The sequence below is a fragment of the Qipengyuania vulgaris genome (assembly GCF_009827325.1).
Taxonomy (GTDB): domain Bacteria; phylum Pseudomonadota; class Alphaproteobacteria; order Sphingomonadales; family Sphingomonadaceae; genus Qipengyuania; species Qipengyuania vulgaris.
The window spans coordinates 116,720-138,225 of record NZ_WTYC01000001.1 but is presented as its reverse complement, the minus strand read 5'-3'; the positions used below and the strand labels follow the sequence as shown (position 1 = coordinate 138,225).

Genomic DNA, 21,506 nt, shown 5'->3' with positions numbered 1-21,506 from the left:
TCAGAGCCAGCTGGCGATCTGTTCCAGCAGTTTCTTTCTCAGCGCGTATTCGGGAACGGTCGCACCTTCGGCCGGATGTCCGACCACGATCACCATCAGCGGCTTTTCATGCTCTGGCCGGTCACAGATATCACGCAGGAAACCCATGGGTGAGGGCGTGTGGGTCAGCGTTGCCACCCCGGCTTCGTGCAATGTTGCAATGAGCATACCGCACGCGATGCCGACACTTTCGGTGACATAGTAATTCTGCGTCGTGCCGTCTTCCTCGATCCCGCCCTTCCGCTGCGCGAAGACGACGATCAGCCAAGGAGCGGTCTCTAGGAAAGGCTTGTCTTCATTGGTGCCAAGGGGGGCAAGCGCATCGAGCCATTCCTCACTTGCCTTTCCTGCATAGAAATTGCGCTCTTCCTGTTCCGCCGCCTGACGGATCGCGCGCTTCTTGTCGGGCGATGAGACGACCGCGAAATGCCATGGCTGATGGTTTGCCCCGTTTGGTGCGGTACCGGCAGCCTCGATGGCCGCTTCGATCACTTCGCGCGGAACCGGATCGCCTGAAAAATAGCGACAGGTGCGGCGCTGCTTCAGCCGGTCACGCATCGCGCGGGCGCGTGCAACGGACTCCCGGTCCGTAAAACGCTCGAGCGAATAGGGACGGTCGTCGTGGTCCCTCATCGCAGGTCTTTGCGGATTACCAGCTTTAGGCCAGACCAAATATCATCGACCGCGCAGACCTTGGTGTCGACGAGCCCCATCGGCAGCGCCACCTCGCGGATGGTGTCTTCGGTGAGATCGGTTTCGTTCCCGGAGGTCTGCTTGGGCCAGCTCACCCAGATGTGACCGTCCTTCGCCATGCTTTCGCGTAGCACGGTCAGCTTTTCCGCCATCGCCGCGCGGTCGGTCACGAAAATATGCGCGGCATCTGGTGCGTCTTCCGGCGCGGCCACGAAGGTCAGTTCGAGTGCATACTCGTCGATCTCGTCGATGACGTGCTCGGGCATGCCATCGAACCACACACGCTGCCCGTCACGCAGCGAAAGCTTCTTCGCCAGCGGCGTGCCGGAACATCCGGCCGCCATTCAGGCTTCCATCCAGTTGTCGAAAAAGCTGCTGTGAGCAGAGCGCATTTCGTCAATCGACTTGCCGAACAGCGTTGCCCCACCGGTTTTGCCGATGCGGCGAAAGCCGATCGAGGCGGTTTCGTCGTTCTCGGTACCCTTGGCGAGCGCTTCGTTCAGCGCCTGCGTATCGGGCACGGTTACGAGATAGCGGCCTTGATCTTCGCCGAACCACCATTGCGCCTGCGTGTAGTCTTCGTGCCATTCGACCTCGGCACCGATTCCGCCGGCCATGGCCATCTCGGCCAGCGCGACGGCCAGGCCACCATCCGAAACGTCGTGCACGGCGCTCACCAGACCATCGGCGATAAGCTGGAGCACGATCTTGCCAGCGTTCTTTTCTACCGTCAGGTCGGTTGGAGGAGTGCGCCCTTCGTCGCGGCCATGTATTTCACTGAGCCATAGCGACTTGCCGAGGTGGGAGCGTTCCGGATCGGGCGTGGCCCAATGTTCGGCGCGGATGAGATAGATCGCCTCGCCTTCGGCCTTGAAGGGCATGGTCATCATGCGGTCGTAATCGTCGATCAGGCCGACGCCGCCGATGGCAGGCGTGGGCAGGATGGCGCTGCCGCCACCGGTCGCCTTGCTCTCGTTGTAGAGGCTGACGTTGCCGCTCACGATTGGGAAATCGAGCACGCGGCAGGCGCGACCCATGCCTTCAAGCGCGTGGACGAACTGCGCCATGATTTCTGGACGCTGCGGGTTGGCGAAGTTGAGGCAGTTGGTCACAGCCAGCGGACGCGCGCCCACTGCGCAAAGGTTACGGTATGCCTCGGCAATCGCCTGCTTGCCGCCTTCGTAGGGATCGGCATGGACATAGCGCGGGGTGCAGTCGGTGCTGATCGCCAGCGCTTTCTTCGTGCCGTGCACGCGGACCACGCCCGCATCGCCGCCGGTCTGAAGCGTGTCCGCACCAACCTGGCTGTCGTACTGCTCCGAAATCCATTTGCGCGAGGACAGGTTGGGCGATGCGAGCAGCTTCATCAGATCGCCGCCGACATCGTCCGTATCGGGACGGTCCGTCATCGGCTTGATACCCGCCCAAACGGTGTATTCTTCCTTCGAGAGGTAGGGCCGGTCGTATTCGGGCGCGTCTGCTGCAAGCGGCCCGAGAGGTATATCGCACACCACTTCGCCGCCGAACTCGAGCACCATGTGCTGCGTATCAGTGACTTCGCCAATTACCGCAAAATCGAGTTCCCACTTCTTGAAAATCTCTGCAGCCATTGCCTCCTTGCCGGGCTTCAGCACCATGAGCATGCGCTCCTGGCTCTCGCTCAGCATCATTTCGTACGGCGTCATGCCCTCTTCACGGCAGGGGACCTTGTCCATGTCGAGACGGATGCCCGCCTTGCCGTTGGTCGCCATCTCGACGCTGGAGGAGGTGAGGCCCGCGGCGCCCATGTCCTGGATAGCGACGATGGCGTCGGTGGCCATCAGTTCGAGGCAGGCCTCTATCAGCAGCTTTTCGGTGAAGGGATCGCCCACCTGCACGGTGGGGCGCTTGGCGTCGGCATCTTCCTCGAAATCCGCACTTGCCATGGTCGCGCCGTGGATTCCGTCGCGGCCAGTCTTGGAGCCGACGTAGACGATCGGGTTGCCGACACCAGTGGCCGCCGAATAGAAGATCTTGTCTGCATCGGCGACGCCCACTGTCATCGCGTTGACGAGGATGTTGCCGTCATAGGCCTGGTGGAAATTGGTCTCGCCGCAAACGGTCGGCACGCCCACGCAGTTGCCATAACCGCCGATGCCGGCGACGACTCCCTGCACGAGGTGCTTCATCTTCGGGTGTTCAGGACGGCCGAAGCGCAGCGCATTGGCATTTGCCACCGGACGCGCGCCCATGGTGAAGACGTCGCGCAGGATGCCGCCGACGCCGGTCGCTGCACCCTGATAGGGCTCGATATACGAAGGGTGGTTATGGCTCTCCATCTTGAAGATGGCAGCCTGACCGTCACCGATGTCGATCACTCCCGCGTTTTCGCCCGGACCGCAGATTACCCACGGCGCCTCTGTTGGCAGTTTCTTCAGGTGCAGGCGGCTGGACTTGTAGGAGCAGTGTTCGCTCCACATGACCGAGAAGATGCCCAGTTCCACCAGGTTGGGCTCGCGGCCCAGAGCGTGAAGCACGCGCTCGTATTCTTCTTCGGAAAGTCCGTGCTGGGCGACGATGTCACCGGTGATCTTCTGCTCGATTTCGCTCATGGCCCGCGCCCTTACGGTGCGGGGCGCGCTGGTGCAATATCCATGCGGCTCAGATCGGCGGGCTCGCTACTCCCAAGCCGAGCTCGTTCCGGTGCCACCGGGTCGATCCGACCCAGAAGGCGATTGCGGTCAGCACGGCAAAGGCAAACAGAGCCAGCAGGATGAATGGCGCGCCGAGATCGGTCGGTTCCGGACCAAACCAGTTGATCGCCTGGAATACCAGCATGGTGCCCAACAGCACTATGGGAGGCACGATCGGTCCTTTGGTGCGCGCCATGTACGCCCAGAATGCGAGGCCCACGATCGCCAGTTCGGCTCCGATGGCAGCGAGCGGATGGTTCCAGAGGCCGAGGCCGAAGGTCTCCTCGCCTCCTGCCAGGGTCAGGTCCGGCCTGTGGCTGATCCAGTCCAGCATCCAGTGCGATGCGACCACAATGGCGGCCCATGTCGCAGCGATTGAGTTGCGCATCCTCATGGCCACGAGCAGCCCGAATACCGCTGCGAAAACCAGCGTGCCCACGAGGCTGTGCGTAATCGGGTAGTGGTAGAAGTCGAAAGGATTCATTGCCGTGATCCCCGGCACCAGCCTCATCTGTTCGACACCGCCAAGGAAAAGGATGAAAAAGGCCCAGTCCACCAGCTGCGCGGCGATGAACAGCGTGCCGAGCTTTGGCGCCTCGCTGGTGATTGCACGGGCGGCAAGGGCCGGGGCGAAATGACCGATGAACATGCGTTTCGGCTACCTCAGCCGATCCTGCTTGCGGCAAATGTTGCGATGCCCGCCGCGGCAGCTGTCGCGAAAGCGCCCCAGGCGATGTCGGCCACCGTCACCGCGGTCGACCAGTGACGCAGGGTCGCCTGGTTCGTCAGGTCATAGGTCGCGTAGCAGATGGCACCCAGCAGCGCTCCGTTGAGCACTGCCGCACCAATCCCTGCAGTCAGGCCGGGGCGAACTGCGAACCAGACAATGGCTGCGACGTAAGCCGCGTAGAAAACAAGCGCGGGCGCCATGCGAAAGCTGTCGGCCAGTAGATCGCCAAGCCTTGGCCGGTAGAAATTTGGCCCTGCCCATCCGAGCCAAAGCGCGTCCAGCGCGCCGAAGGCTACAGCTGCGGCAATGAAGGCGACAATCCACGTCATATCCGCTCCCCGTCCGATGCACCTTCTTGACCGCGCGCCCCCGCGCCGTCAATGCTCCGCGACCATGGCAGAGGGTCAAGATAAACCGATCGGCGAAATGAGCTTTGAAGAGGCTCTGCGTGCGCTGGAAGTCACCGTGCGCAGGCTGGAAAGCGGCGATGTCCCGCTCGACGAGAGTATCGAACTTTACGAACGCGGCGAAGAGTTGCGCAAGGCCTGCCAGGCGCGCCTGGATGCCGCGCAGGCCAAGATCGACAAGATCGTATCCGACAGTGAAGGCAAGCCTACAGGCACGGCGCCCTTCGATGCGGAAGGCTGAGGCGTGAATGTCATGACAGCGATGCCCGACCTGCTGTCCGAGGCATTCGAACAGGTACAGGAGGATGTCGACTCTGCTTTCGACGCCTTCCTTCCGGTGCCGCAGGATACGCGCGCAAGGCTGGTGGAAGCGATGCGCTATGCGGTTATCGGCGGCGGAAAGCGCGTGCGTCCACTACTCGTATGCGCGACCGCCAAGCTGTTCGGGGTGGACCGCGATGCTGCGATCGCTGCCGGGTGCGCTGTCGAGGCGATCCACTGCTATTCGCTGATTCACGATGATCTGCCATGCATGGACGATGACGATCTGCGCCACGGCAAGCCTACGTTGCACAAGGTGTATGACGAAGCGACGGCGGTGCTGGCTGGCGATTGCCTCCATGCGCTCGCCTTCGATATCCTTTCGATGCAGGGCACCAGCAGCGATCCATTCGTCCGCTCCGAACTGATCGCGACGCTTGCAAGGGCAAGTGGCCATGATGGCATGGCAGGCGGCCAGATGATGGACATCGTTTCGGACGAACAGGAATATGACCTTGGGCAGGTTACTCGCCTCCAGCAACTCAAGACCGGGGCCCTGCTCGCGGCGAGCGTGGAGATGGGCGCGATTCTCGGACGGGTTCCGCCCGAAGGCAGGACGCACCTACGTGCCTATGCCCGCGACATCGGACTTGCCTTCCAGATTGCCGACGACCTCCTCGATGTGGAAGGCGACGAGCAGAAAGCCGGCAAGGCCCTGCGCAAGGACGAAGGGCAGGGCAAGCAGACTTTCGTCACGCTGATGGGCCGCGACAAGGCACGGGCGCAGGCCGAAATGCTGGTCGGGCAGGCGGGTGAGCATTTGTCGAGCTATGGCGAGGATGCGCGCGTACTCGTAGAACTGGCACGCTTCGTGGTGGAGCGTGACCGGTGAGGTTCGGGCCAGTTCTCGCAGCAAGCGCTTTCGGCCTTGTTTCAGCCTGTGAGGGGCCATTAACTGTCATCGACGAGATGCTCGTCGACCGTTTCGACGTGTCCGAGTGCGCTGGCATCGAGGCGTTACGAATAGCCGGTTCGCGCGAGGAAAATATGCAGAAAGTCATACGCGAATACCGTGCGGACAATGGCTGCTTGTCGGCTCTCGAAAAGGCCGCACTAGCTTTCGATTTTTCCGAAACGCTTCCTGGTGTCTATGTAGCACGCCGGGAAAAAGGTTGGACTGAAACGCTCATCATAGCGCGTCAAAGCGCCGGCTCTGAAGCGAACGTCTTTTGGGAGGAAATCTACCCGTGACTCAGCGTATCGGCATTTATCCGGGGACCTTCGATCCGATAACGCTTGGCCATGCCGACATTATCCGCCGGGGTAGCAAGCTGGTCGACAAGCTGATCATCGGCGTGACCACCAACCCGTCGAAGAACCCGATGTTCTCCAACGAAGAACGCTTTGCCATGGTGGAGCGGGAAATCGCCGGCATGGGCCTCGACAATGTCGAAGTGGTGGGGTTCAACGCCCTGCTTGTGAAATTCGCGCACAAAATGGGCGCGAACGTCTTGATCCGGGGGCTGCGCGCCGTCGCCGATTTCGAATACGAATATCAGATGGCGGGCATGAACCAGCAGCTCGACGACGATATCGAGACCGTCTTCCTCATGGCGGATGTCTCGCTCCAGCCGATTGCGTCGCGGCTCGTCAAGGAAATCGCGCTCTTCGGGGGCAACATTGCGCCCTTCGTCAGCAAGGAAGTATGCGAGGAAGTCGTTGCGAGGGTGGATGAGAAAGGCCGCTTGGGCGACTACTGACGCGATCCCGTAATCCATTCATTGAACCGACAGCGCCGCCCCGCTAGGGCGTGGCACATACAGCATAATTCAACGGAATTTTCGATGCTCAAGTCTTCGCTTGCCCTTGCCGCCGCCGCACTTACCGCGCTTGCCCCGACCGCTGCGACTGCGCAGGATGCCGAGGCCCAGACCGCGGCGCAGCCGGTCTACCAGCCAATCAATTACAACCTGCAGGAAGATCCGGAGAATATCCTTCTCCTCGACCTGTCGAATGGCGAGCGTGTCGGCATCCGTCTGATGCCGAGCTGGGCACCCAATCATGTCGAGCGGATCAAGACGCTCTCGCGTCAGGGCTTCTATGATGGCGTAATTTTCCACCGGGTGATCGACGGCTTCATGGCACAGACCGGCGATCCGACCGGCACCGGGCAGGGCGGCAGCGAGCTTCCCGACCTCGAAGAAGAATTCAATCCGATGCCGCATGTCCGCGGCACGGTCGCGATGGCCCGTGCGGCCAGCGAGGACAGCGCGAACAGCCAGTTTTTCATGGTGTTCTATCCGCGCTTCAGCCTCGACCGGAAGTACACCAATTTCGGCCGGGTAATCTCCAACATGGATGCAGTCGACGCGATCAACCGCGGCGAACCGCCCGCCAATCCCACCCGCATCCTGCAGGCTTCGCTCGCGTCGGATAGCAAGCCCGTTCCGGCACCGATGCCGGCCGCTGCGCCTGCGGTCATGGAAGAAGAAGTCACTCTCGACGATTTGAACGCGTCGAGCGAAAACTGAGTTTCCTCCGGGCGGGGCAGCGTCTAGGGGCGCTGCCATGCGCGTCGACCTTTTCGATTTCGAACTACCCCACGAACGCATAGCCCTGCGTCCGGCGCGGCCTCGCGATGCCGCGCGGATGCTGGTCGTGCAGGGAAACGGACCCTTCTCTGATCGCCATGTGAGTGATCTGCCCGACCTGATCGAACCGGGTGACGTGCTTGTTTTCAATGACACCCGGGTCATTCCCGCACAACTCGAAGGGCGCCGGGGGGAGGCCAAGATCGGGGCCACGCTGCACAAGCGGATCGACCTGCGGCGATGGCAGGCCTTCGTCCGCAACGCCAAGCGGCTTCGTGTGGGCGATGTTGCCGAATTTGGCGGCGGTGTGACGGCAATCGCCGAAGAACGGCTGGCCGACGGCAGCTTCGTGCTGTTCTTCGAGGGCGAGGAGCCTGTCGAAGTTCTCCTGGAACGCGCCGGCACGATGCCGCTGCCTCCCTATATCGCGGGCAAGCGACCCACCGATGCGCAGGACCGCGAGGATTACCAGACCATGTTCGCGCGCGAAGACGGAGCGGTGGCGGCGCCGACGGCAGCGCTGCATTTCACCGATCGTCTTATAGCCGCCATTGCCGAGCGTGGTATCGGGACGGAGACCCTGACGCTTCACGTCGGTGCGGGGACGTTCCTCCCGGTAAAAGCCGACGATACCGATGACCACCAGATGCATTCCGAATGGGGCCGGATCGAGCAGGATGCGGCCGATCGGTTGAATGCCGTGCGGGAACGGGGCAATCGCGTGATTGCAGTCGGTACAACGAGTCTTCGCCTGCTTGAAAGCGCCACCGGCGAAGACGGGATAATCAGGCCGTTCGCGGGTGATACCGACATTTTCATCACCCCGGGCTACACCTTTCGTGCCATCGACGGTCTGATGACCAATTTTCACCTGCCGAAATCGACGCTCTTCATGCTGGTCAGCGCGCTGATGGGCAGGGAACGGATGCAGGAAGCCTACGCTCACGCCATCGCTGGTGAGTACCGCTTCTATTCCTATGGTGACTCCTCGTTGCTCCTTCCCTAGATCGGTTTCATGAACGAACCGATCCTCGAGCTCGATGGCCTCAGCAAGGTTTATCCCGGCGGGCTCAAGGCCCTCGACAATGTCGACCTGATAATCCGGCAGGGCGAAATCTTCGCACTTCTCGGACCCAACGGAGCGGGCAAGACAACGCTGATTGGTGCCATCTGCGGGCTGGTCCGGCCCACCAGCGGAACGATGCGCGCCTTTGGCCACGATCTTGCGACAGGCTGGCGGCAAGCGAGGGCACGGATCGGCCTGGTACCTCAGGAACTCGCGACTGATATGTTCGAACCGGTCGAACGCGCGGTTGCCTATTCTCGTGGGCTCTTCGGGCTGGCTCCCGACCCCAAACGGATCGAAGAAATACTCCGCAGCCTCAGCTTGTGGGACAAGCGCGACGAGCGGATCATGGCGCTTTCGGGCGGAATGAAGCGCCGGGTCTTGATCGCCAAGGCATTGGCGCACGAGCCTGACCTGCTGTTTCTCGACGAACCTACCGCGGGTGTGGACGTCGAATTGCGCAAAGGTATGTGGGCGATCGTAGATGAGATGCGCGATCGCGGGGTGACGATCATCCTGACCACCCATTACATCGAGGAAGCCGAGTTGATGGCCGACCGGGTAGGGATCATTAATCGCGGCAAGCTGCTCATGGTCGACGAGAAGGAGGCGATGATGGCCCGCCTCGGGCGCACCGAGGCGCATATCTCGCTCTCCAGCCCGATCACTGAACTGCCGCCTTCTATCGCGCAATATCCGGTAGAAATAGAGAAAGGCGGGACCTCTCTGTGCTACCGCGGCGGTGACGGCACCGGGCGCGGCAAGGCCGAGGTGGCCGAGATTACCAAGGCTCTGATTGCAGCCGGGATTGACTATGACGGTATCGACCTTCGTGAAAGCAGCCTGGAAGATATCTTCGTATCACTGCTCGGCGAGGAGGAAGCGGCATGATTTCCTGGCGTTCCACCTGGTCGATTTACACCCGCGAACTGATGCGCTTCCTGCGCACGGCTTTCCAGTCGGTCCTTGCACCGGTGCTGACGACCGCGCTTTACTTCATCGTCTTCGGCGCAGCGATCGGCGGGCGGATGCCCGATCTCGGCGGCGTCGATTACGGTGCTTTCATCATTCCCGGCCTGCTTATGCTCACGTTGCTGGGCGAGACGACCAGCAACTCCAGTTTCGGCATCTACATGCCGCGGTTTACCGGGACCATCTACGAATTGCTCAGCGCGCCCGTTGGCGTGTCCGAAACGCTTGTCGGCTTCGTCGGCGCGGCCATGACCAAGAGCCTGATACTTGCGGCGATCATCCTCGTCACGGCGCGCTTGTTTGTCGACTACAGCATCGCGTATCCGCTGCTGGCGGTGATCTACATCATGCTGGTTGCGGCGGCTTTCAGCCTGTTCGGTTTCATCCTTGGCATCTGGGCGGACAATTTCGAAAAGCTGGGTATCATCCCTATGCTTTTCCTGACTCCGCTCACATTCCTCGGCGGGACCTTCTATTCGATCGATATGCTGCCAAAACCGTGGGACACCATCGCTCTGGCCAATCCCATCGTTTATCTCGTCAGCGGGCTGCGCTGGACGTTCTATGGCAGCAGCGATGTGAACATCTGGGTGAGCTTCGGCATCACCCTCGGTTTCCTGGCTACCTGCACTGCCGTGATTGCATACATATTCAAAACGGGTTGGAGACTCCGTGCCTGAACGGGTGTTAGTTAATATTGCGCAGCAGGGTATTTTTTGTTCATTGTTCCGCAAGCAATTGAGGCGCACAGGCCCCTCGGTTCGTCAGTTTGGCGAACGGACAACGAGGGTAATAATGAAAGCTAAAGCATTCCTGTTTGCCGCCGTAACGGCTGGCGCATTCACTCTTCCGACTGCCGTGCAGGCTCAGGACGTCGTTCCTGGTGAAGGCTTCGTCGGAATCTCCGGCGGATATCACGATCTCGGCGTCGACGGAGACGATTTCGACAGCGCCGAACTCGACATCGATACGGCCAGCCCGATTGTTGGCGTCTTCGCCGGTTACGATCTGCCCATCGGTGCCACCACATTCGCCGGCATCGAAGGTAACTACACCTACGGCTTCGACGCCATCGACAGCGAAATCGGCGCTTCGCTACGCCTCGGCGTCCGCGCTCCCGGCGGTGCCAAGTTCTACGCCCGCGGCGGTTACCAGCATGTCGATCTCGACCTCGAAGAAATCGTGAACGTCGATCTCGGTGACGAATTCGACGATCTCGACGATAGCGACGGCGACTATCTGGTCGGCCTGGGTGCCGATTTCCCGCTTGGTGGTTCGCTGGTTCGCGTGAACCTCGACACGATCGGCTTCGATACGCTGCGCGCTACCGCAGGTGTCGGCTTCAAGTTCTGATCGATCGATCTGCAATCACGGAGGGCGGTTCTCGAAAGAGAGCCGCCCTTCTTTTTTACGGGGTGGCGATAGCGTTTCTCGCACGCTAGGCGACACGACATGAAAACGATTTGCGCACTCATCGCTTCTGGCTGCCTGGTCCTTGGCGCTGTTCCGGCCTCTGCGGAACTGCCGCAAGGTGTGCAGGCCATGATCGACGCGGCGATCGCTACCGATGATGCCGCGAAAGTCTCGACAGTTCTTGATCTGGCAAGGACAACCCATCCCGATGACGCAGCGACAATCGATGCGATCGAAGCGGAGTGGAAGGCAAGTCAGGCAGCAAAGCACGCTGCAGCCGAAGCTGCCCGGAAGAAGGCAATTAGCGAAGCCGGTATCTTCGCCCGATGGAGCGGGGAAGGTGAATTCGGCGGCTTTCATTCGACCGGGAACACTGAAAGTATCGGGGTAACCACGGCGTTGCAGCTCAAGCGCGAAGGCCTGGAGTGGACCCATCTGCTGCGCGCCCGGGCCGACTATCAGCGGCAAAACGGGGCGACGAGCCGCGAGCAGTTTGTGGCGGCCTACGAACCGCGCTGGCAGTTCAACGACGATTTGTTCATTTATGGTCTGGCGCAATTCGAACGGGATCGACTTCAAGGCTTCGATGCGCGTTACGCCGCTTCCGGTGGATTGGGTTACAAAGTAGTCGATGACGAGGGCGTCAGTCTGTCGGTCAAGGCCGGACCGGCTTGGCGGATTACCGAATATACCGATGGAACCAACGCGAGCCGAATAGCAGGTTTGTTCGGTGCCGATTTCGATTGGCAGATTGTCGAGGGTCTTACCTTCACGCAGGACGCGAACGCTCTGGCTGAGGGCGGGGGCGAAGTGCAGGTGCTCATCGATGGCAACAACACCAGTATCAATCTCGTCAGCGGGCTGGATTTCAAAATCTCGGAAAAGCTGCGGTCGCGGATGTCCTATGCGGTGGATTACAACAGCAACCCGCCGGTCGACACCGAGTCTACCGACACGATTACCCGCTTCTCAGTAGTCTACGGCTTCTAGACGATGAGCGAGCGGTTTGATTTCACCATCCATGCGCGGGATGGAAAAGCGCGTAGCGGCACGATCCGCATGCAGCGCGGCGACATCCGCACACCTGCCTTCATGCCGGTCGGGACCGCCGCTACGGTCAAGGCAATGAAGCCTGAAACCGTGCGGAAAACGGGCGCAGACATCATCCTCGGCAATACCTATCACCTGATGCTGAGACCGGGGGCGGAACGGGTCGCGAAGCTCGGCGGGCTGCACAAGTTCATGAATTGGCACCGCCCGATCCTGACTGATAGCGGCGGTTACCAGGTGATGAGCCTGTCCGATCTCAGGAAATTGACCGAGAAGGGCGTCGAATTCCGCAGCCATATCGACGGGTCGAAGCATATGCTGACGCCCGAACGCAGCATGGAAATCCAGCGGCTCCTCGGCAGCGATATCGTGATGGCCTTCGACGAGTGTCCGCGTGCCGATCGTCCTCGGGATGAAATCGCCACGAGCATGGAAATGTCGATGCGCTGGGCGAAGCGTAGCCGCGACGGATTCGATGCAGGCGGCGACCATGCGGAGCGCGCGGCGCTGTTCGGTATCCAGCAAGGCGCACTCGACGAGGATCTTCGCAAGATCAGCGCCGAAAAGCTGACGGAAGTCGGCTTCGATGGGTATGCTATCGGGGGTCTCGCAGTGGGCGAGGGACAGGAAGCGATGTTCGCCACGCTAGATTTTGCGCCCGGCCAGTTGCCGGAAGATCGACCTCGCTACCTGATGGGCGTCGGCAAGCCCGACGATCTCGTCGGCGCGGTGGAGCGCGGGGTCGACATGTTCGATTGCGTGCTGCCCAGCCGATCCGGCCGCAACGGCCAAGCGTTTACTTGGAACGGCCCGCTGAACCTGCGCAATGCGAGGTTTGCGGAAGACCAGGAGCCGCTCGATTCTCGCTGTTCATGCGATACCTGCGGCATCTACAGCCGGGCCTATCTTCACCATCTCGTCAAATCCCAGGAAATCCTCGGCGCAATGCTGATGACCGAGCACAATATCGCCTTCTACCAGCAGCTGATGCAGGCCGTGAGGGACGCAATCGGCGATGGCAGGTTTGCCACTTTTGCGGACGACTTTCGCTGCGACTATCTGGGCGCGGACACCTGATGGTCTGGAAGCGTGCTGTGGTTGTCGGGGCTTCCGGCGGCATAGGTTCTGCGCTGGCAGGCCAGCTCCAAGACCAAGGCACGCAGGTCCATCGTTTGTCGCGCGGGGTTCTCGACCTGACAGACGAGGAGAGCATTCAAACGGCAGCATCGGTTCTGGGCGAGGATGGTCCACTCGATCTTATCGTTGTCGCGACCGGCTATCTTCATAACGGGGGCGAAGGACCGGAGAAGGACTGGCGGCATCTTTCCGCCGACGAACTCGCGCATAATTTTGCGATAAACGCGACCGGCCCTGCTCTTGTCGCCAAGCACTTCCTTCCGCTTCTTCCTGAGGGCGAACGTGGAGGATTTGCAGTCCTTTCGGCACGGGTCGGCAGCATATCGGACAACCGGCTGGGTGGCTGGTATTCCTATCGCGCCAGCAAGGCGGCGCTGAACATGATCATCCGGACGCTTTCGGTAGAACTGGCGCGCAAGAAACCTGATGCGTTCTGCGTCGCTCTTCATCCAGGTACCGTCGAGACCAATCTCAGTCAGCCATTTCGTCGCAATGTGCCGGACGGCAAGCTCTTCACGCCGGCATATTCCGCCGAAAAGTTGCTTGGTGTCTTATCATCCTTGAGGCCCGAGCAGAGTGGACGTTGTTTCGATTGGGCTGGACAGGAGATCGCACCATGACCGCACGTCCGCCGTCCTATTCCAGTCAAGCGGGAAGGCAGGAGATTACCCTGCTTATCGTGCTGGGGTTCGTCTCGATCCTGCTCTGGCACTCGCCTTACGGCGGGTATCTGCTCTATCCGTTCAGTATCTTGGCGACGTGGTTTCATGAAATGGGCCACGGTCTCGCCGCGATGGCTTTCGGCCACGAATTCGAGCGGCTTGTCATTTTTCCAAATGGATCGGGCTACGCGCTCCATTTGGCTGAAGGCGATCCCTCGCGTATATCTCAGGCCATGATTGCCGCGGCGGGTCTCCTTGGGCCTACCGTGGCCGGGTGTCTCCTCATCCTTGCCTCGCGCACGAAACGGGCGACTAAGGCTGCGCTGGTTCTGCTGGGCGCGGCGCTACTTGGTTCTACCGTCATATGGGTTCGCTCGACGACCGGCTGGATGGTCCTTCCGCTGCTTGGCGGAGCCAGCCTCCTGCTGGCCTTCTATGGGAAAGAAGCTCATCGCCGTTTCGCCGTGCAGTTCCTGGGCGTTCAGGGCTGCATCTCGATCTACCGCGATTTCGGCTATCTCTTCAGCAGGGGCGGATACATGGAGGGGCGTCTCCAGATGTCCGATACGGAGCATATCGCCCAAGCTCTCTTCCTGCCCTATTGGGTGTGGGGCGCGCTCATCACGGCCGTTATCATGGCCATGGTGTTCTATGCGCTGAAGATAGCCCATCAGCGTTGAGGCGCTCAGGTCGCAGGCATCTCCCGCATTTCCAGAACGGTTCCGCGATAGGCAATGAACCGTCCGAGAGCGTCGGTGAAACCGGCTCCGATACGGTTGGCCTGATGCTGTGCTTCGGCGAGTGAGGTGTACCATTTCCCCGCTCGATTGCGGGTCACGAAACGATATTGTGTCATAGTCTCATCTGAACGTCTTTCGTCGCGGCAGGTTTCCGGCAAGTGACTGAAAATGCGACGAACCGTTGGCAAGCGCGGAAACGAAAAGGGCGGCCCCGCAGGACCGCCCTTTGCCGCTTGCTCTGCTGCAAATCTCAGCGCGAATAGAACTCGACAACGAGGTTCGGCTCCATGGTGACCGGGTAAGGCACTTCGTCGAGCTTCGGCACGCGGGTGAAGGTGATCTTGTCGGTGCCGTCGGGCGCGACATAATCGGGAATTTCACGCTCGGGCAGGCTCTGCGCTTCGATGACAAGAGCCATGTCCTTGGCCTTGCTGCCGAGGCTGACGACGTCGCCGACCTTGACGCGGGCCGATGCGATGTTGGTCTTCACGCCGTTGAGGAAGATGTGGCCGTGGCTCACGATCTGGCGGGCGGCGAAGATGGTCGGTGCGAACTTGGCACGATACACGACCATGTCGAGGCGCTGCTCAAGCAGCCCGATCAGGTTCTGACCGGTGTCGCCCTTCATGGCCGACGCTTCCTTGTAGGTGCGCTTGAACTGCTTCTCGGTCACATCGCCATAGTAGCCCTTGAGCTTCTGCTTGGCGCGAAGCTGCAGGCCGAAGTCGCTCACCTTGCCCTTGCGGCGCTGGCCGTGCTGGCCGGGACCATAGGGACGCTTGTTGAACGGGGAGTTCGGGCGACCCCAGATGTTTTCACCCATCCTGCGGTCGAGTTTGTACTTGGCGCTCTTGCGCTTCGACATAGGTCTTTCCTTCAATTTGCAGAGCCGTCCCCCCAACTCCACTACGGAATCAAGGGCGGCCATCTAACCCGGCATCGCACCGCCCAAGCTCATGAGCTTGGACGCGGCCACCGCTTCACCGGGGTGCGGGGCCAATCAGCGAAGGCGCGCGCATAGCAGGATTGGGCATTGCGTCAAGCTTTGCGGGCGGCCTCGCAGAAGGCCCGTATGCGCTGGGGGTCCTTGACGCCCGGAGCGCTCTCCACTCCGCTGGAGGTATCGACAAGCGGCGCAGACGTCTCGGCAATCGCTCCAGCGACATTCAGGGGGGAAAGCCCTCCTGCCAGTCCCCAGCCTGAACGCCCGCGCCAGCGCCCCAGGAGATTCCAGTCGAAACGCAAACCCATCCCTCCGGGCAGCGCCGCGTCCCTTGGCGTCTTGGCATCGAACAGCAGGAGGTCGGCAACGTCTTCGTACGCTGCGGCAGCCCCCATGTCTTTTTCCGATGCGACAGGTATCGCCTTCCAGACAGGGAGACCGAAGCGTTCCTTGATCACGGCGACACGCGCAGGTGTTTCTTCTCCGTGGAGCTGGATGGCATCGAGGCGCGCTGCCTGCACGCCCTCGGCGATCTGATTATCGTCCGCATCGACAAATAGGCCAATTCGGCCGATCCTAACTCCGGCGCGCATCGCAAGCGCGCTGGCTGCATGATGATCGACATGACGCGGCGAGGGCGGAAAGAACACCATTCCGAAGTAATCCGCGCGGGCTTCGATTGCAGCGTCCAGCGCATCCACACTCGAGATGCCGCAAATCTTGATAAGGGCAGGCATTGATCCGCTTTAAAGCGTCGCTTCGATCGCACGCGCTGCTTCTGCGGGGTCTTCCGCACGGCTAATCGGGCGTCCGATTACCAGCACGCTTGCCCCGTCGTCCCGGGCCTGGCGAGGAGTGACCACACGCTTCTGATCGCCCGATGCACCGCCCTCCGGACGAAGGCCGGGCACGACGAAGAAGCCATCCTTCCACTGGTTGTGGACCGACTTTATTTCGTGGCCCGAACATACCGCGCCGTCGAGGCCGGCCCGATGCGCCAGTTCAGCCAGGCGCAGGACATGATCGGAAGGAGAATCCGATATGCCCATTTCCTGTATGTCGCGCTCGTCGAGGCTGGTCAGCATCGTGACGGCCACGACTTTCGTATTCTCCCCGGCAGCGGCCTTCGCATCTTCCATCATGGCGCGACCGCCGCAGGCATGGACTGTAACGATAGCAGGTTCCAGCACATGAATGGCCTGCATAGCGCCAGCGACCGTATTGGGAATATCGTGGAGCTTGAGGTCGAGAAATATCGGCAGCCCGAGCTGTGCAAGCATGTGAACGCCATGCGCACCATGGGCATTGAAGAACTCGAGACCCAGCTTGACCCCGCCAATATGTGCCTTGGCGTTTTCTGCCAGAGCCACGGCATCGCGCAAACGCGGCACGTCCAGCGCGAGAAAGATCGGATTGCTCATGGCCTGGTCGTGGGTTCCGGCTCAACGGGATTGTCGGGCTCTGCCGGTGTTTCCTTGTGCGCCGGTTCCGGGCGGACGGGCGCCGGCGGAGTGGGGTCGGCTTTGGGTGCCGCCATCGATGCTGTCGCCGTCTCCAACCCTGAAATCCGGCGGCTGAGGCGCCAGCGCACGCCGCGGTGATACAACCACATCGGGACAAGTCCGAGAAGGAAGGACACGATCACCAAGGCAGGAACGCGTGTATCCCAGACAATGCCCGGCCAGATGCGTACATCGATCTGCCGATCCCAGTTGCCAAATGAAAATGCGAGCACACCTACCAGCAGCAGGATCCAGAGTATGGTTCGGACAATTTGCATGGAAATGCAGCTCCCCTCTATCGTTTGAACGAGATGCTAAGCCCTGAAACTCGCCGCGTCTAGCCGAACACGCGGTCGAAAATGGTGTCGACCTGCCTGAAATGGTATTCGAGGTCGAACCTCTCCTCGAGTTGCTCTTCCGTCAGCGCAGCGGTCACTTCATCGTCCTGCTTGAGCAGATCGAGCAACATCAGCCTCCCGTCCGATTCCCAGACCTTCATCGCGTTGCGCTGAACCAGGCGGTAGGCATCTTCGCGGCTCACGCCGTTCTGGGTGAGGGCAAGCAAGACGCGCTGCGAATGGATCAGGCCACCCATGCGGTCCATATTGGCCTGCATGCGTTCCGGGTAGACGAGCAGCTTGTCGATTACGCCGGTCAGGCGGGCGAGGGCGAAATCCAGCGTTATCGTGGCATCCGGGCCGATGAAGCGCTCGACCGAGGAATGCGAAATATCGCGTTCATGCCACAGCGCGACGTTTTCGAGCGCGGGCAGTGCATAGGCGCGGATCATGCGTGCCTGACCGGTCAGGTTTTCGGTCAGGATCGGGTTGCGCTTGTGCGGCATCGCGCTCGAACCCTTCTGCCCCTTGGAGAAAAACTCTTCGGCTTCGAGCACTTCGGTACGCTGCAAGTGGCGGACTTCAACCGCGACCCGTTCGATCGAACCGGCGATCACAGCGAGTGTCGCGAAATACATCGCGTGCCGGTCCCGCGGAATAACCTGGGTCGAGACTGGCTCGGGTTTGAGGCCCAATTTCTCGGCGACGTATTCTTCCACGCTCGGATCGATATTCGCGAAGGTCCCAACCGCACCCGAAATGGCACATGTGGCGATTTCCTCGCGCGCAGCGAGAAGGCGCGATTTGCAGCGATCGAACTCGGCATATGCCTGTGCGAGCTTGAGGCCGAAGGTTACCGGTTCTGCATGGATGCCATGGCTGCGGCCGATGGTCGGGGTGTATTTGTGTTCCTTCGCTCGGCGCTCGATGGCTTCGAGCAGAGCGTCCATGTCTTCCAGCAGCAAGTCGGTCGCACGGACCAGTTGCACAGCCAAGGTGGTATCGAGGACATCCGAACTGGTCATACCCTGGTGCATGAAGCGCGCTTCATCGCCGACGTTTTCTGCCACCCACGTGAGGAATGCGATTACGTCATGCTTGGTCACGGCCTCGATCGCATCGATGGCTTCCACGTCGATCTTCGGATCGGTGGCCCACCAGTCCCAAAGCGCTTTGGCAGCGCTCTTCGGCACCACGCCAAGCTCGCCGAGCTTCTCGGTCGCATGCGCTTCGATTTCGAACCAGATCCGATATTTCGACTCCGGCTCCCAGATTGCGGACATCTCTGGGCGGGCGTAGCGGGGGACCATGGGTCGACTCCGTGAATGGCGGGAATGTGCCGCGCCCCGCTAGAGTGGCAGATGCAGGCTGGCAAGGCTGGGGCTCCCGTCCAACCCTTAAAATCCTTGGTCAACACAGGCTTTACCGGCTCATCGCAGGTGGATTGCGCAACGCATTAATCTCGGTAAACTGTGCTACATGAACGATAAATCGATTAAATCCGCGCTCCGCTTTCCTTTGTTCTGCGGAACTGCGCTCGCCATCTGCTGCGCGAATCCCGTGCTTGCCGGCGAAGAAGTTTTGTATGGTGATACGCCCAGCTGGATCGACCAGGCGAGCCTCGACACTTCCGCAATTGACGAAGGGCCATCCCAGCTGATCGCAGATTGGCAGCATTGGCTGGAAGACGGTGTCGTTACTACATATGCCGATAACGCCATGCGGATAGACAATCCGCAGGCCTTGATGGAACAGGGCACCATCTCGCTCGACTGGTTGCCGGACAAGGGCGATCTGACCATCCACCGGGTGGAGATCCTTCGCGGAGACGAACGGATCGATCTGATCGGCAGCGGTGCGGAATTCGATATTCTCCGCCGAGAGCAAGGACTTGAGCAACGTCTGCTCGACGGACAACTGACTGCCACGATGGCGGTCCCCGGCCTGCAAGTCGGTGACGTTCTGCGAGTGACCCGCTCGGTCACCATCGACGATCAGGCCCTTGGTGACGAGATGCAGGTTCTCCAGTTTCTCGGCAGCGAACCCTGGCAGGTAGGTTTTGCCCGAGCGGTGGTCAGCTGGCCAGCGGACGAAGATGTTTACTGGCGGGTGGAAGATCATGCCGGACTCGCGGCGCCGGCGACCGAAAACGGCGTGAGCAGGCTGGAAGTCGTTCTTCCCTTGGCCGAGCTACCCGAGATGCCGAATGATGCACCCTGGCGCTTTCGCCGCAATCCCGTGCTGCGCGTGGGGACTTATTCCGATTGGCAGGAATTGTCGCGCACCATGGCTCCGCATTTTACCGAGGCGGCCGATGTCGCGCCTGATAGCGACGTGGTCGCTCAAGCACGTGCGATAATGGCAAAGACCCCCGATCCGCTGCACCGAGCTGCGTTGGCGACACAGCTCGTACAGGACGAGGTGAGCTATCTTCTCAACGGGCTCGACGGGGGGAATTACCTGCCGCAGGATGCCGGGGAAACCTGGGCGAACCGCTATGGCGATTGCAAGGCCAAGTCGGTGCTCCTGCATGCTCTGTTAAAGGAGATGGGCATCCAGTCGCAGACCGTGCTGGTGCAGACAGGCGGCGGTGACGCGATACCCGAACTGCTGCCGGTGCCGGGCAATTTCGACCATATGATCGTGCGCGCGCAGATTGACGGACAGGATTACTGGCTGGACGGTACGAGCGCGGCTACGCGTCTGGCGAACGTCGGATGGGTTCCGCCTTTTTACTATGCATTGCCGCTGAGTGCGGAAGGGTCCGACCTTGTCCAGATGTCCCAGCGTGAGCAGACATCGCCCAATCTGGTGATGAATGTCGTCACCGACTATACGGCAGGTATCGACCTTCCGGCCCTCTACACGTTGGAAATGGAATTCTACGGACCTCAAGGTGCCGGCTTCCGCAAGCTGGTTGACGAGGGTGACGAGGACTCGCTGCGCGAGATCGCTAAAAGCTTTGCACAGGGTCAGGATGGGAGCGCAGTCAGTTCCGTCAGCGTAGATTATAATGAAGAGAAAGCGCTGGGAATGCTGCGTGTTACCGGCATAACGTCATCCGACTTCGAATGGAAAGATGGGCGCTTGGTGCTCGATGCGGACCTCAAGCCCGACGAGGCGTTCAGTGCGAGCCGCGCCAAACCCGAATGGCGCGATATTCCCGTCGCCACGAACGGACCGCTCCGGAATCACATTGTCGGCGAAATGATTCTTCCCGTCGGAATGGATGGATTCGTCTTCGAAGGTCCGGATAATATCGAGGTCCGTTACGCCAATACCCGCATTGTAGGGGCGAACACGCTCAAAGGTAATCGCTTCTCGGGCGCGGTCGAAGTAGTCCAGCAATTGGGTGAGATCGGCGCCGACAAACTGCCTGAAGTGAAACGTGAAGTACGCCGCTTCGCGAGCGAGGAAAGCAGGCTTCTTGCTCCCGAAGACATGGTCTGGCGCTGGCAGTTGGACCGCAAGGAACTCGACAAGCGAAGCGAGCCCATCCTCGCCGCTTATGAAGCTGCGATCGAATTCGCCGAGGAGGATGATTACGGTCCTCTCGGGGAACGGGCAGGCTTCCTGCACGATATTTACCGCTTCGAAGACGCTCTACTGGATCTGGACAAGCTGGTGGAGGAGGATACTTCGGCATGGGTTCTGCAATGGCGTTCAAACGTCCTTCATTCGCTGGGCAGGACGGAGAGCGCTCTCGCCGACCTCCAGCGCGCCTATGATCTGGAACCCGATACCGACGTGGCCCTTATTCTCGGCGAGCGGCTGGCCTATGCCGGGCGAACGGACGAAGCGATCGAATTGCTCGAAAGTCTGCCGGTCTCCGATGAGGACAGCGCCTATTATGCCGGCATCTACGCTATCGGGACCGGGTTGTCGGGCGATGTCGCGGGCGGTCTCGCCATCATGTCGGAAGAGGTGGCCGACAAGCCACTGAACGAAACCGCGCTGAACTACGATTGCTGGTATCGCGGGCTATTCGATACCGGGCTCGACGGTGCACTGGAAATTTGCACGCGGGCAATCGAGCGCGCGTCGAACAGTACGCCGATGCTCGATAGCCGGGCGATGGTGCATTATCGCATGGGCAATTTCGATGCGGCTATCGAAGACCTCAACCGCGTTCTCGAACTCAATCCCGGTATGGCCGCCTCGCTCTACATGCGCGGAATCATCCGGATGGAACAGGGGGACCGGGCGGGCAGCGACGATATCGCAACTGCGCTTCGCATGGCACCCGAGCTCAAGGCTCAATATGCCCGGCACGGACTGACTGTGAATTGA

At 60.6% G+C, this 21,506-nt stretch carries 25 protein-coding genes; 14 read left to right on the top strand and 11 right to left on the bottom strand.

Going from position 1 to position 21,506, the window contains the following annotated elements; genetic code table 11:
* The 5 genes from GRI69_RS00705 to GRI69_RS00685 are packed head-to-tail and all read right to left on the bottom strand — an operon-like array spanning position 1 to position 4,463.
* Positions 1–672, bottom strand: a complete 672-nt coding sequence (locus GRI69_RS00705; RefSeq protein WP_160726413.1) for a nitroreductase family protein — start codon at positions 670–672, stop codon at positions 1–3.
* Positions 669–1,076, bottom strand: a complete 408-nt coding sequence (locus tag GRI69_RS00700) for a DUF3052 family protein (RefSeq protein ID WP_160726412.1) — start codon at positions 1,074–1,076, stop codon at positions 669–671. Before GRI69_RS00700 ends, GRI69_RS00705 begins: the two co-directional genes overlap by 4 nt.
* Complete coding sequence (gene purL / locus GRI69_RS00695) at positions 1,077–3,323, bottom strand: phosphoribosylformylglycinamidine synthase subunit PurL (protein WP_160726411.1); 2,247 nt, start codon at positions 3,321–3,323, stop codon at positions 1,077–1,079. It lies immediately after the preceding gene.
* 49 nt (positions 3,324–3,372) lie between these two features.
* Positions 3,373–4,053, bottom strand: coding sequence for a hypothetical protein (locus GRI69_RS00690; RefSeq protein WP_160726410.1), 681 nt, complete (start codon positions 4,051–4,053; stop codon positions 3,373–3,375).
* A gap of 14 nt (positions 4,054–4,067) precedes the next feature.
* A complete protein-coding gene (locus tag GRI69_RS00685) occupies positions 4,068–4,463 on the bottom strand; it encodes a DUF2177 family protein (protein WP_160726409.1) in 396 nt (131 codons plus the stop codon).
* 64 nt (positions 4,464–4,527) lie between these two features.
* On the opposite strand from GRI69_RS00685, the gene GRI69_RS00680 reads away from it, so the two are divergent.
* The 13 genes from GRI69_RS00680 to GRI69_RS00620 all read left to right on the top strand — a co-directional run bounded on the left by GRI69_RS00680 (position 4,528) and on the right by GRI69_RS00620 (position 14,373).
* On the top strand, positions 4,528–4,782 hold the full coding sequence (locus tag GRI69_RS00680; RefSeq protein ID WP_160726408.1) for an exodeoxyribonuclease VII small subunit: 255 nt from the start codon (positions 4,528–4,530) through the stop codon (positions 4,780–4,782).
* Positions 4,783–4,803: 21 nt separating this feature from the next.
* Positions 4,804–5,694 (top strand): polyprenyl synthetase family protein, encoded by an 891-nt coding sequence (locus GRI69_RS00675; protein WP_160726988.1) that lies wholly within the window; start codon positions 4,804–4,806, stop codon positions 5,692–5,694.
* A gap of 77 nt (positions 5,695–5,771) precedes the next feature.
* Positions 5,772–6,053, top strand: a complete 282-nt coding sequence (locus GRI69_RS00670) for a hypothetical protein (protein WP_160726407.1) — start codon at positions 5,772–5,774, stop codon at positions 6,051–6,053.
* Entirely contained in the window at positions 6,050–6,562 is a 513-nt protein-coding gene (coaD, locus tag GRI69_RS00665) for a pantetheine-phosphate adenylyltransferase (RefSeq protein ID WP_160726406.1), read from the top strand. Before GRI69_RS00670 ends, coaD begins: the two co-directional genes overlap by 4 nt.
* Positions 6,563–6,646: 84 nt before the next feature.
* A complete protein-coding gene (locus GRI69_RS00660) occupies positions 6,647–7,333 on the top strand; it encodes a peptidylprolyl isomerase (RefSeq protein ID WP_160726405.1) in 687 nt (228 codons plus the stop codon).
* A gap of 37 nt (positions 7,334–7,370) precedes the next feature.
* On the top strand, positions 7,371–8,399 hold the full coding sequence (gene queA, locus GRI69_RS00655; protein WP_160726404.1) for a tRNA preQ1(34) S-adenosylmethionine ribosyltransferase-isomerase QueA: 1,029 nt from the start codon (positions 7,371–7,373) through the stop codon (positions 8,397–8,399).
* Positions 8,400–8,408: 9 nt separating this feature from the next.
* Positions 8,409–9,350 carry an ABC transporter ATP-binding protein gene (locus GRI69_RS00650; protein WP_160726403.1) on the top strand — a complete coding sequence of 314 codons (942 nt, stop codon included), beginning with the start codon at positions 8,409–8,411 and terminating at the stop codon, positions 9,348–9,350.
* The gene (locus GRI69_RS00645) at positions 9,347–10,111 is read left to right on the top strand and encodes an ABC transporter permease (protein WP_160726402.1); all 765 of its coding nucleotides are present in this window, start codon (positions 9,347–9,349) and stop codon (positions 10,109–10,111) included. Before GRI69_RS00650 ends, GRI69_RS00645 begins: the two co-directional genes overlap by 4 nt.
* Before the next feature lie 115 nt (positions 10,112–10,226).
* Positions 10,227–10,784, top strand: coding sequence for an outer membrane beta-barrel protein (locus GRI69_RS00640; RefSeq protein WP_160726401.1), 558 nt, complete (start codon positions 10,227–10,229; stop codon positions 10,782–10,784).
* A 99-nt stretch (positions 10,785–10,883) separates the two neighbouring features.
* Positions 10,884–11,834 carry a DUF481 domain-containing protein gene (locus GRI69_RS00635; RefSeq protein WP_160726400.1) on the top strand — a complete coding sequence of 317 codons (951 nt, stop codon included), beginning with the start codon at positions 10,884–10,886 and terminating at the stop codon, positions 11,832–11,834.
* A gap of 3 nt (positions 11,835–11,837) precedes the next feature.
* Positions 11,838–12,971, top strand: a complete 1,134-nt coding sequence (gene tgt, locus GRI69_RS00630) for a tRNA guanosine(34) transglycosylase Tgt (RefSeq protein WP_160726399.1) — start codon at positions 11,838–11,840, stop codon at positions 12,969–12,971.
* Positions 12,971–13,651 carry an SDR family NAD(P)-dependent oxidoreductase gene (locus GRI69_RS00625; protein ID WP_160726398.1) on the top strand — a complete coding sequence of 227 codons (681 nt, stop codon included), beginning with the start codon at positions 12,971–12,973 and terminating at the stop codon, positions 13,649–13,651. Before tgt ends, GRI69_RS00625 begins: the two co-directional genes overlap by 1 nt.
* On the top strand, positions 13,648–14,373 hold the full coding sequence (locus GRI69_RS00620) for a M50 family metallopeptidase (RefSeq protein WP_160726397.1): 726 nt from the start codon (positions 13,648–13,650) through the stop codon (positions 14,371–14,373). The genes GRI69_RS00625 and GRI69_RS00620 overlap by 4 nt, the downstream gene beginning before the upstream one ends.
* 5 nt (positions 14,374–14,378) lie before the next feature.
* On the opposite strand, the gene GRI69_RS15680 is transcribed toward GRI69_RS00620, so the two are convergent.
* From GRI69_RS15680 to purB, 6 genes are all read right to left on the bottom strand, one after another.
* On the bottom strand, positions 14,379–14,549 hold the full coding sequence (locus tag GRI69_RS15680) for a hypothetical protein (protein ID WP_202391772.1): 171 nt from the start codon (positions 14,547–14,549) through the stop codon (positions 14,379–14,381).
* 134 nt (positions 14,550–14,683) lie between these two features.
* Positions 14,684–15,298: a 30S ribosomal protein S4 gene (rpsD, locus tag GRI69_RS00615; RefSeq protein WP_160726396.1), complete on the bottom strand. Its 615-nt coding sequence runs from the start codon at positions 15,296–15,298 to the stop codon at positions 14,684–14,686.
* A gap of 173 nt (positions 15,299–15,471) precedes the next feature.
* Positions 15,472–16,113: a phosphoribosylanthranilate isomerase gene (locus tag GRI69_RS00610; RefSeq protein WP_160726395.1), complete on the bottom strand. Its 642-nt coding sequence runs from the start codon at positions 16,111–16,113 to the stop codon at positions 15,472–15,474.
* A 9-nt stretch (positions 16,114–16,122) separates the two neighbouring features.
* On the bottom strand, positions 16,123–16,797 hold the full coding sequence (gene pyrF, locus GRI69_RS00605; protein WP_160726394.1) for an orotidine-5'-phosphate decarboxylase: 675 nt from the start codon (positions 16,795–16,797) through the stop codon (positions 16,123–16,125).
* Positions 16,794–17,156 carry a DUF1049 domain-containing protein gene (locus tag GRI69_RS00600; protein ID WP_160726393.1) on the bottom strand — a complete coding sequence of 121 codons (363 nt, stop codon included), beginning with the start codon at positions 17,154–17,156 and terminating at the stop codon, positions 16,794–16,796. Before GRI69_RS00600 ends, pyrF begins: the two co-directional genes overlap by 4 nt.
* 59 nt (positions 17,157–17,215) lie before the next feature.
* On the bottom strand, positions 17,216–18,526 hold the full coding sequence (gene purB / locus GRI69_RS00595; protein WP_160726392.1) for an adenylosuccinate lyase: 1,311 nt from the start codon (positions 18,524–18,526) through the stop codon (positions 17,216–17,218).
* Positions 18,527–18,695: 169 nt separating this feature from the next.
* On the opposite strand from purB, the gene GRI69_RS00590 reads away from it, so the two are divergent.
* Positions 18,696–21,506 carry a DUF3857 domain-containing protein gene (locus GRI69_RS00590; protein ID WP_160726391.1) on the top strand — a complete coding sequence of 937 codons (2,811 nt, stop codon included), beginning with the start codon at positions 18,696–18,698 and terminating at the stop codon, positions 21,504–21,506.

Excerpts from the sequence above, each read along its gene's own strand:
- GRI69_RS00705 (WP_160726413.1), bottom strand. The coding sequence starts at position 672 with ATGAGGGACCACGACGACCGTCCCTATTCGCTCGAGCGTTTTACGGAC.
- GRI69_RS00700 (WP_160726412.1), bottom strand. The coding sequence starts at position 1,076 with ATGGCGGCCGGATGTTCCGGCACGCCGCTGGCGAAGAAGCTTTCGCTG.
- purL (WP_160726411.1), bottom strand. The coding sequence starts at position 3,323 with ATGAGCGAAATCGAGCAGAAGATCACCGGTGACATCGTCGCCCAGCAC.
- GRI69_RS00690 (WP_160726410.1), bottom strand. The coding sequence starts at position 4,053 with ATGTTCATCGGTCATTTCGCCCCGGCCCTTGCCGCCCGTGCAATCACC.
- GRI69_RS00685 (WP_160726409.1), bottom strand. The coding sequence starts at position 4,463 with ATGACGTGGATTGTCGCCTTCATTGCCGCAGCTGTAGCCTTCGGCGCG.
- GRI69_RS00680 (WP_160726408.1), top strand. The coding sequence starts at position 4,528 with ATGGCAGAGGGTCAAGATAAACCGATCGGCGAAATGAGCTTTGAAGAG.
- GRI69_RS00675 (WP_160726988.1), top strand. The coding sequence starts at position 4,804 with ATGCCCGACCTGCTGTCCGAGGCATTCGAACAGGTACAGGAGGATGTC.
- GRI69_RS00670 (WP_160726407.1), top strand. The coding sequence starts at position 5,772 with ATGCTCGTCGACCGTTTCGACGTGTCCGAGTGCGCTGGCATCGAGGCG.
- GRI69_RS00660 (WP_160726405.1), top strand. The coding sequence starts at position 6,647 with ATGCTCAAGTCTTCGCTTGCCCTTGCCGCCGCCGCACTTACCGCGCTT.
- queA (WP_160726404.1), top strand. The coding sequence starts at position 7,371 with ATGCGCGTCGACCTTTTCGATTTCGAACTACCCCACGAACGCATAGCC.
- GRI69_RS00650 (WP_160726403.1), top strand. The coding sequence starts at position 8,409 with ATGAACGAACCGATCCTCGAGCTCGATGGCCTCAGCAAGGTTTATCCC.
- GRI69_RS00645 (WP_160726402.1), top strand. The coding sequence starts at position 9,347 with ATGATTTCCTGGCGTTCCACCTGGTCGATTTACACCCGCGAACTGATG.
- GRI69_RS00640 (WP_160726401.1), top strand. The coding sequence starts at position 10,227 with ATGAAAGCTAAAGCATTCCTGTTTGCCGCCGTAACGGCTGGCGCATTC.
- GRI69_RS00635 (WP_160726400.1), top strand. The coding sequence starts at position 10,884 with ATGAAAACGATTTGCGCACTCATCGCTTCTGGCTGCCTGGTCCTTGGC.
- tgt (WP_160726399.1), top strand. The coding sequence starts at position 11,838 with ATGAGCGAGCGGTTTGATTTCACCATCCATGCGCGGGATGGAAAAGCG.
- GRI69_RS00625 (WP_160726398.1), top strand. The coding sequence starts at position 12,971 with ATGGTCTGGAAGCGTGCTGTGGTTGTCGGGGCTTCCGGCGGCATAGGT.
- GRI69_RS00620 (WP_160726397.1), top strand. The coding sequence starts at position 13,648 with ATGACCGCACGTCCGCCGTCCTATTCCAGTCAAGCGGGAAGGCAGGAG.
- GRI69_RS15680 (WP_202391772.1), bottom strand. The coding sequence starts at position 14,549 with ATGACACAATATCGTTTCGTGACCCGCAATCGAGCGGGGAAATGGTAC.
- rpsD (WP_160726396.1), bottom strand. The coding sequence starts at position 15,298 with ATGTCGAAGCGCAAGAGCGCCAAGTACAAACTCGACCGCAGGATGGGT.
- GRI69_RS00610 (WP_160726395.1), bottom strand. The coding sequence starts at position 16,113 with ATGCCTGCCCTTATCAAGATTTGCGGCATCTCGAGTGTGGATGCGCTG.
- pyrF (WP_160726394.1), bottom strand. The coding sequence starts at position 16,797 with ATGAGCAATCCGATCTTTCTCGCGCTGGACGTGCCGCGTTTGCGCGAT.
- GRI69_RS00600 (WP_160726393.1), bottom strand. The coding sequence starts at position 17,156 with ATGCAAATTGTCCGAACCATACTCTGGATCCTGCTGCTGGTAGGTGTG.
- purB (WP_160726392.1), bottom strand. The coding sequence starts at position 18,526 with ATGGTCCCCCGCTACGCCCGCCCAGAGATGTCCGCAATCTGGGAGCCG.
- GRI69_RS00590 (WP_160726391.1), top strand. The coding sequence starts at position 18,696 with ATGAACGATAAATCGATTAAATCCGCGCTCCGCTTTCCTTTGTTCTGC.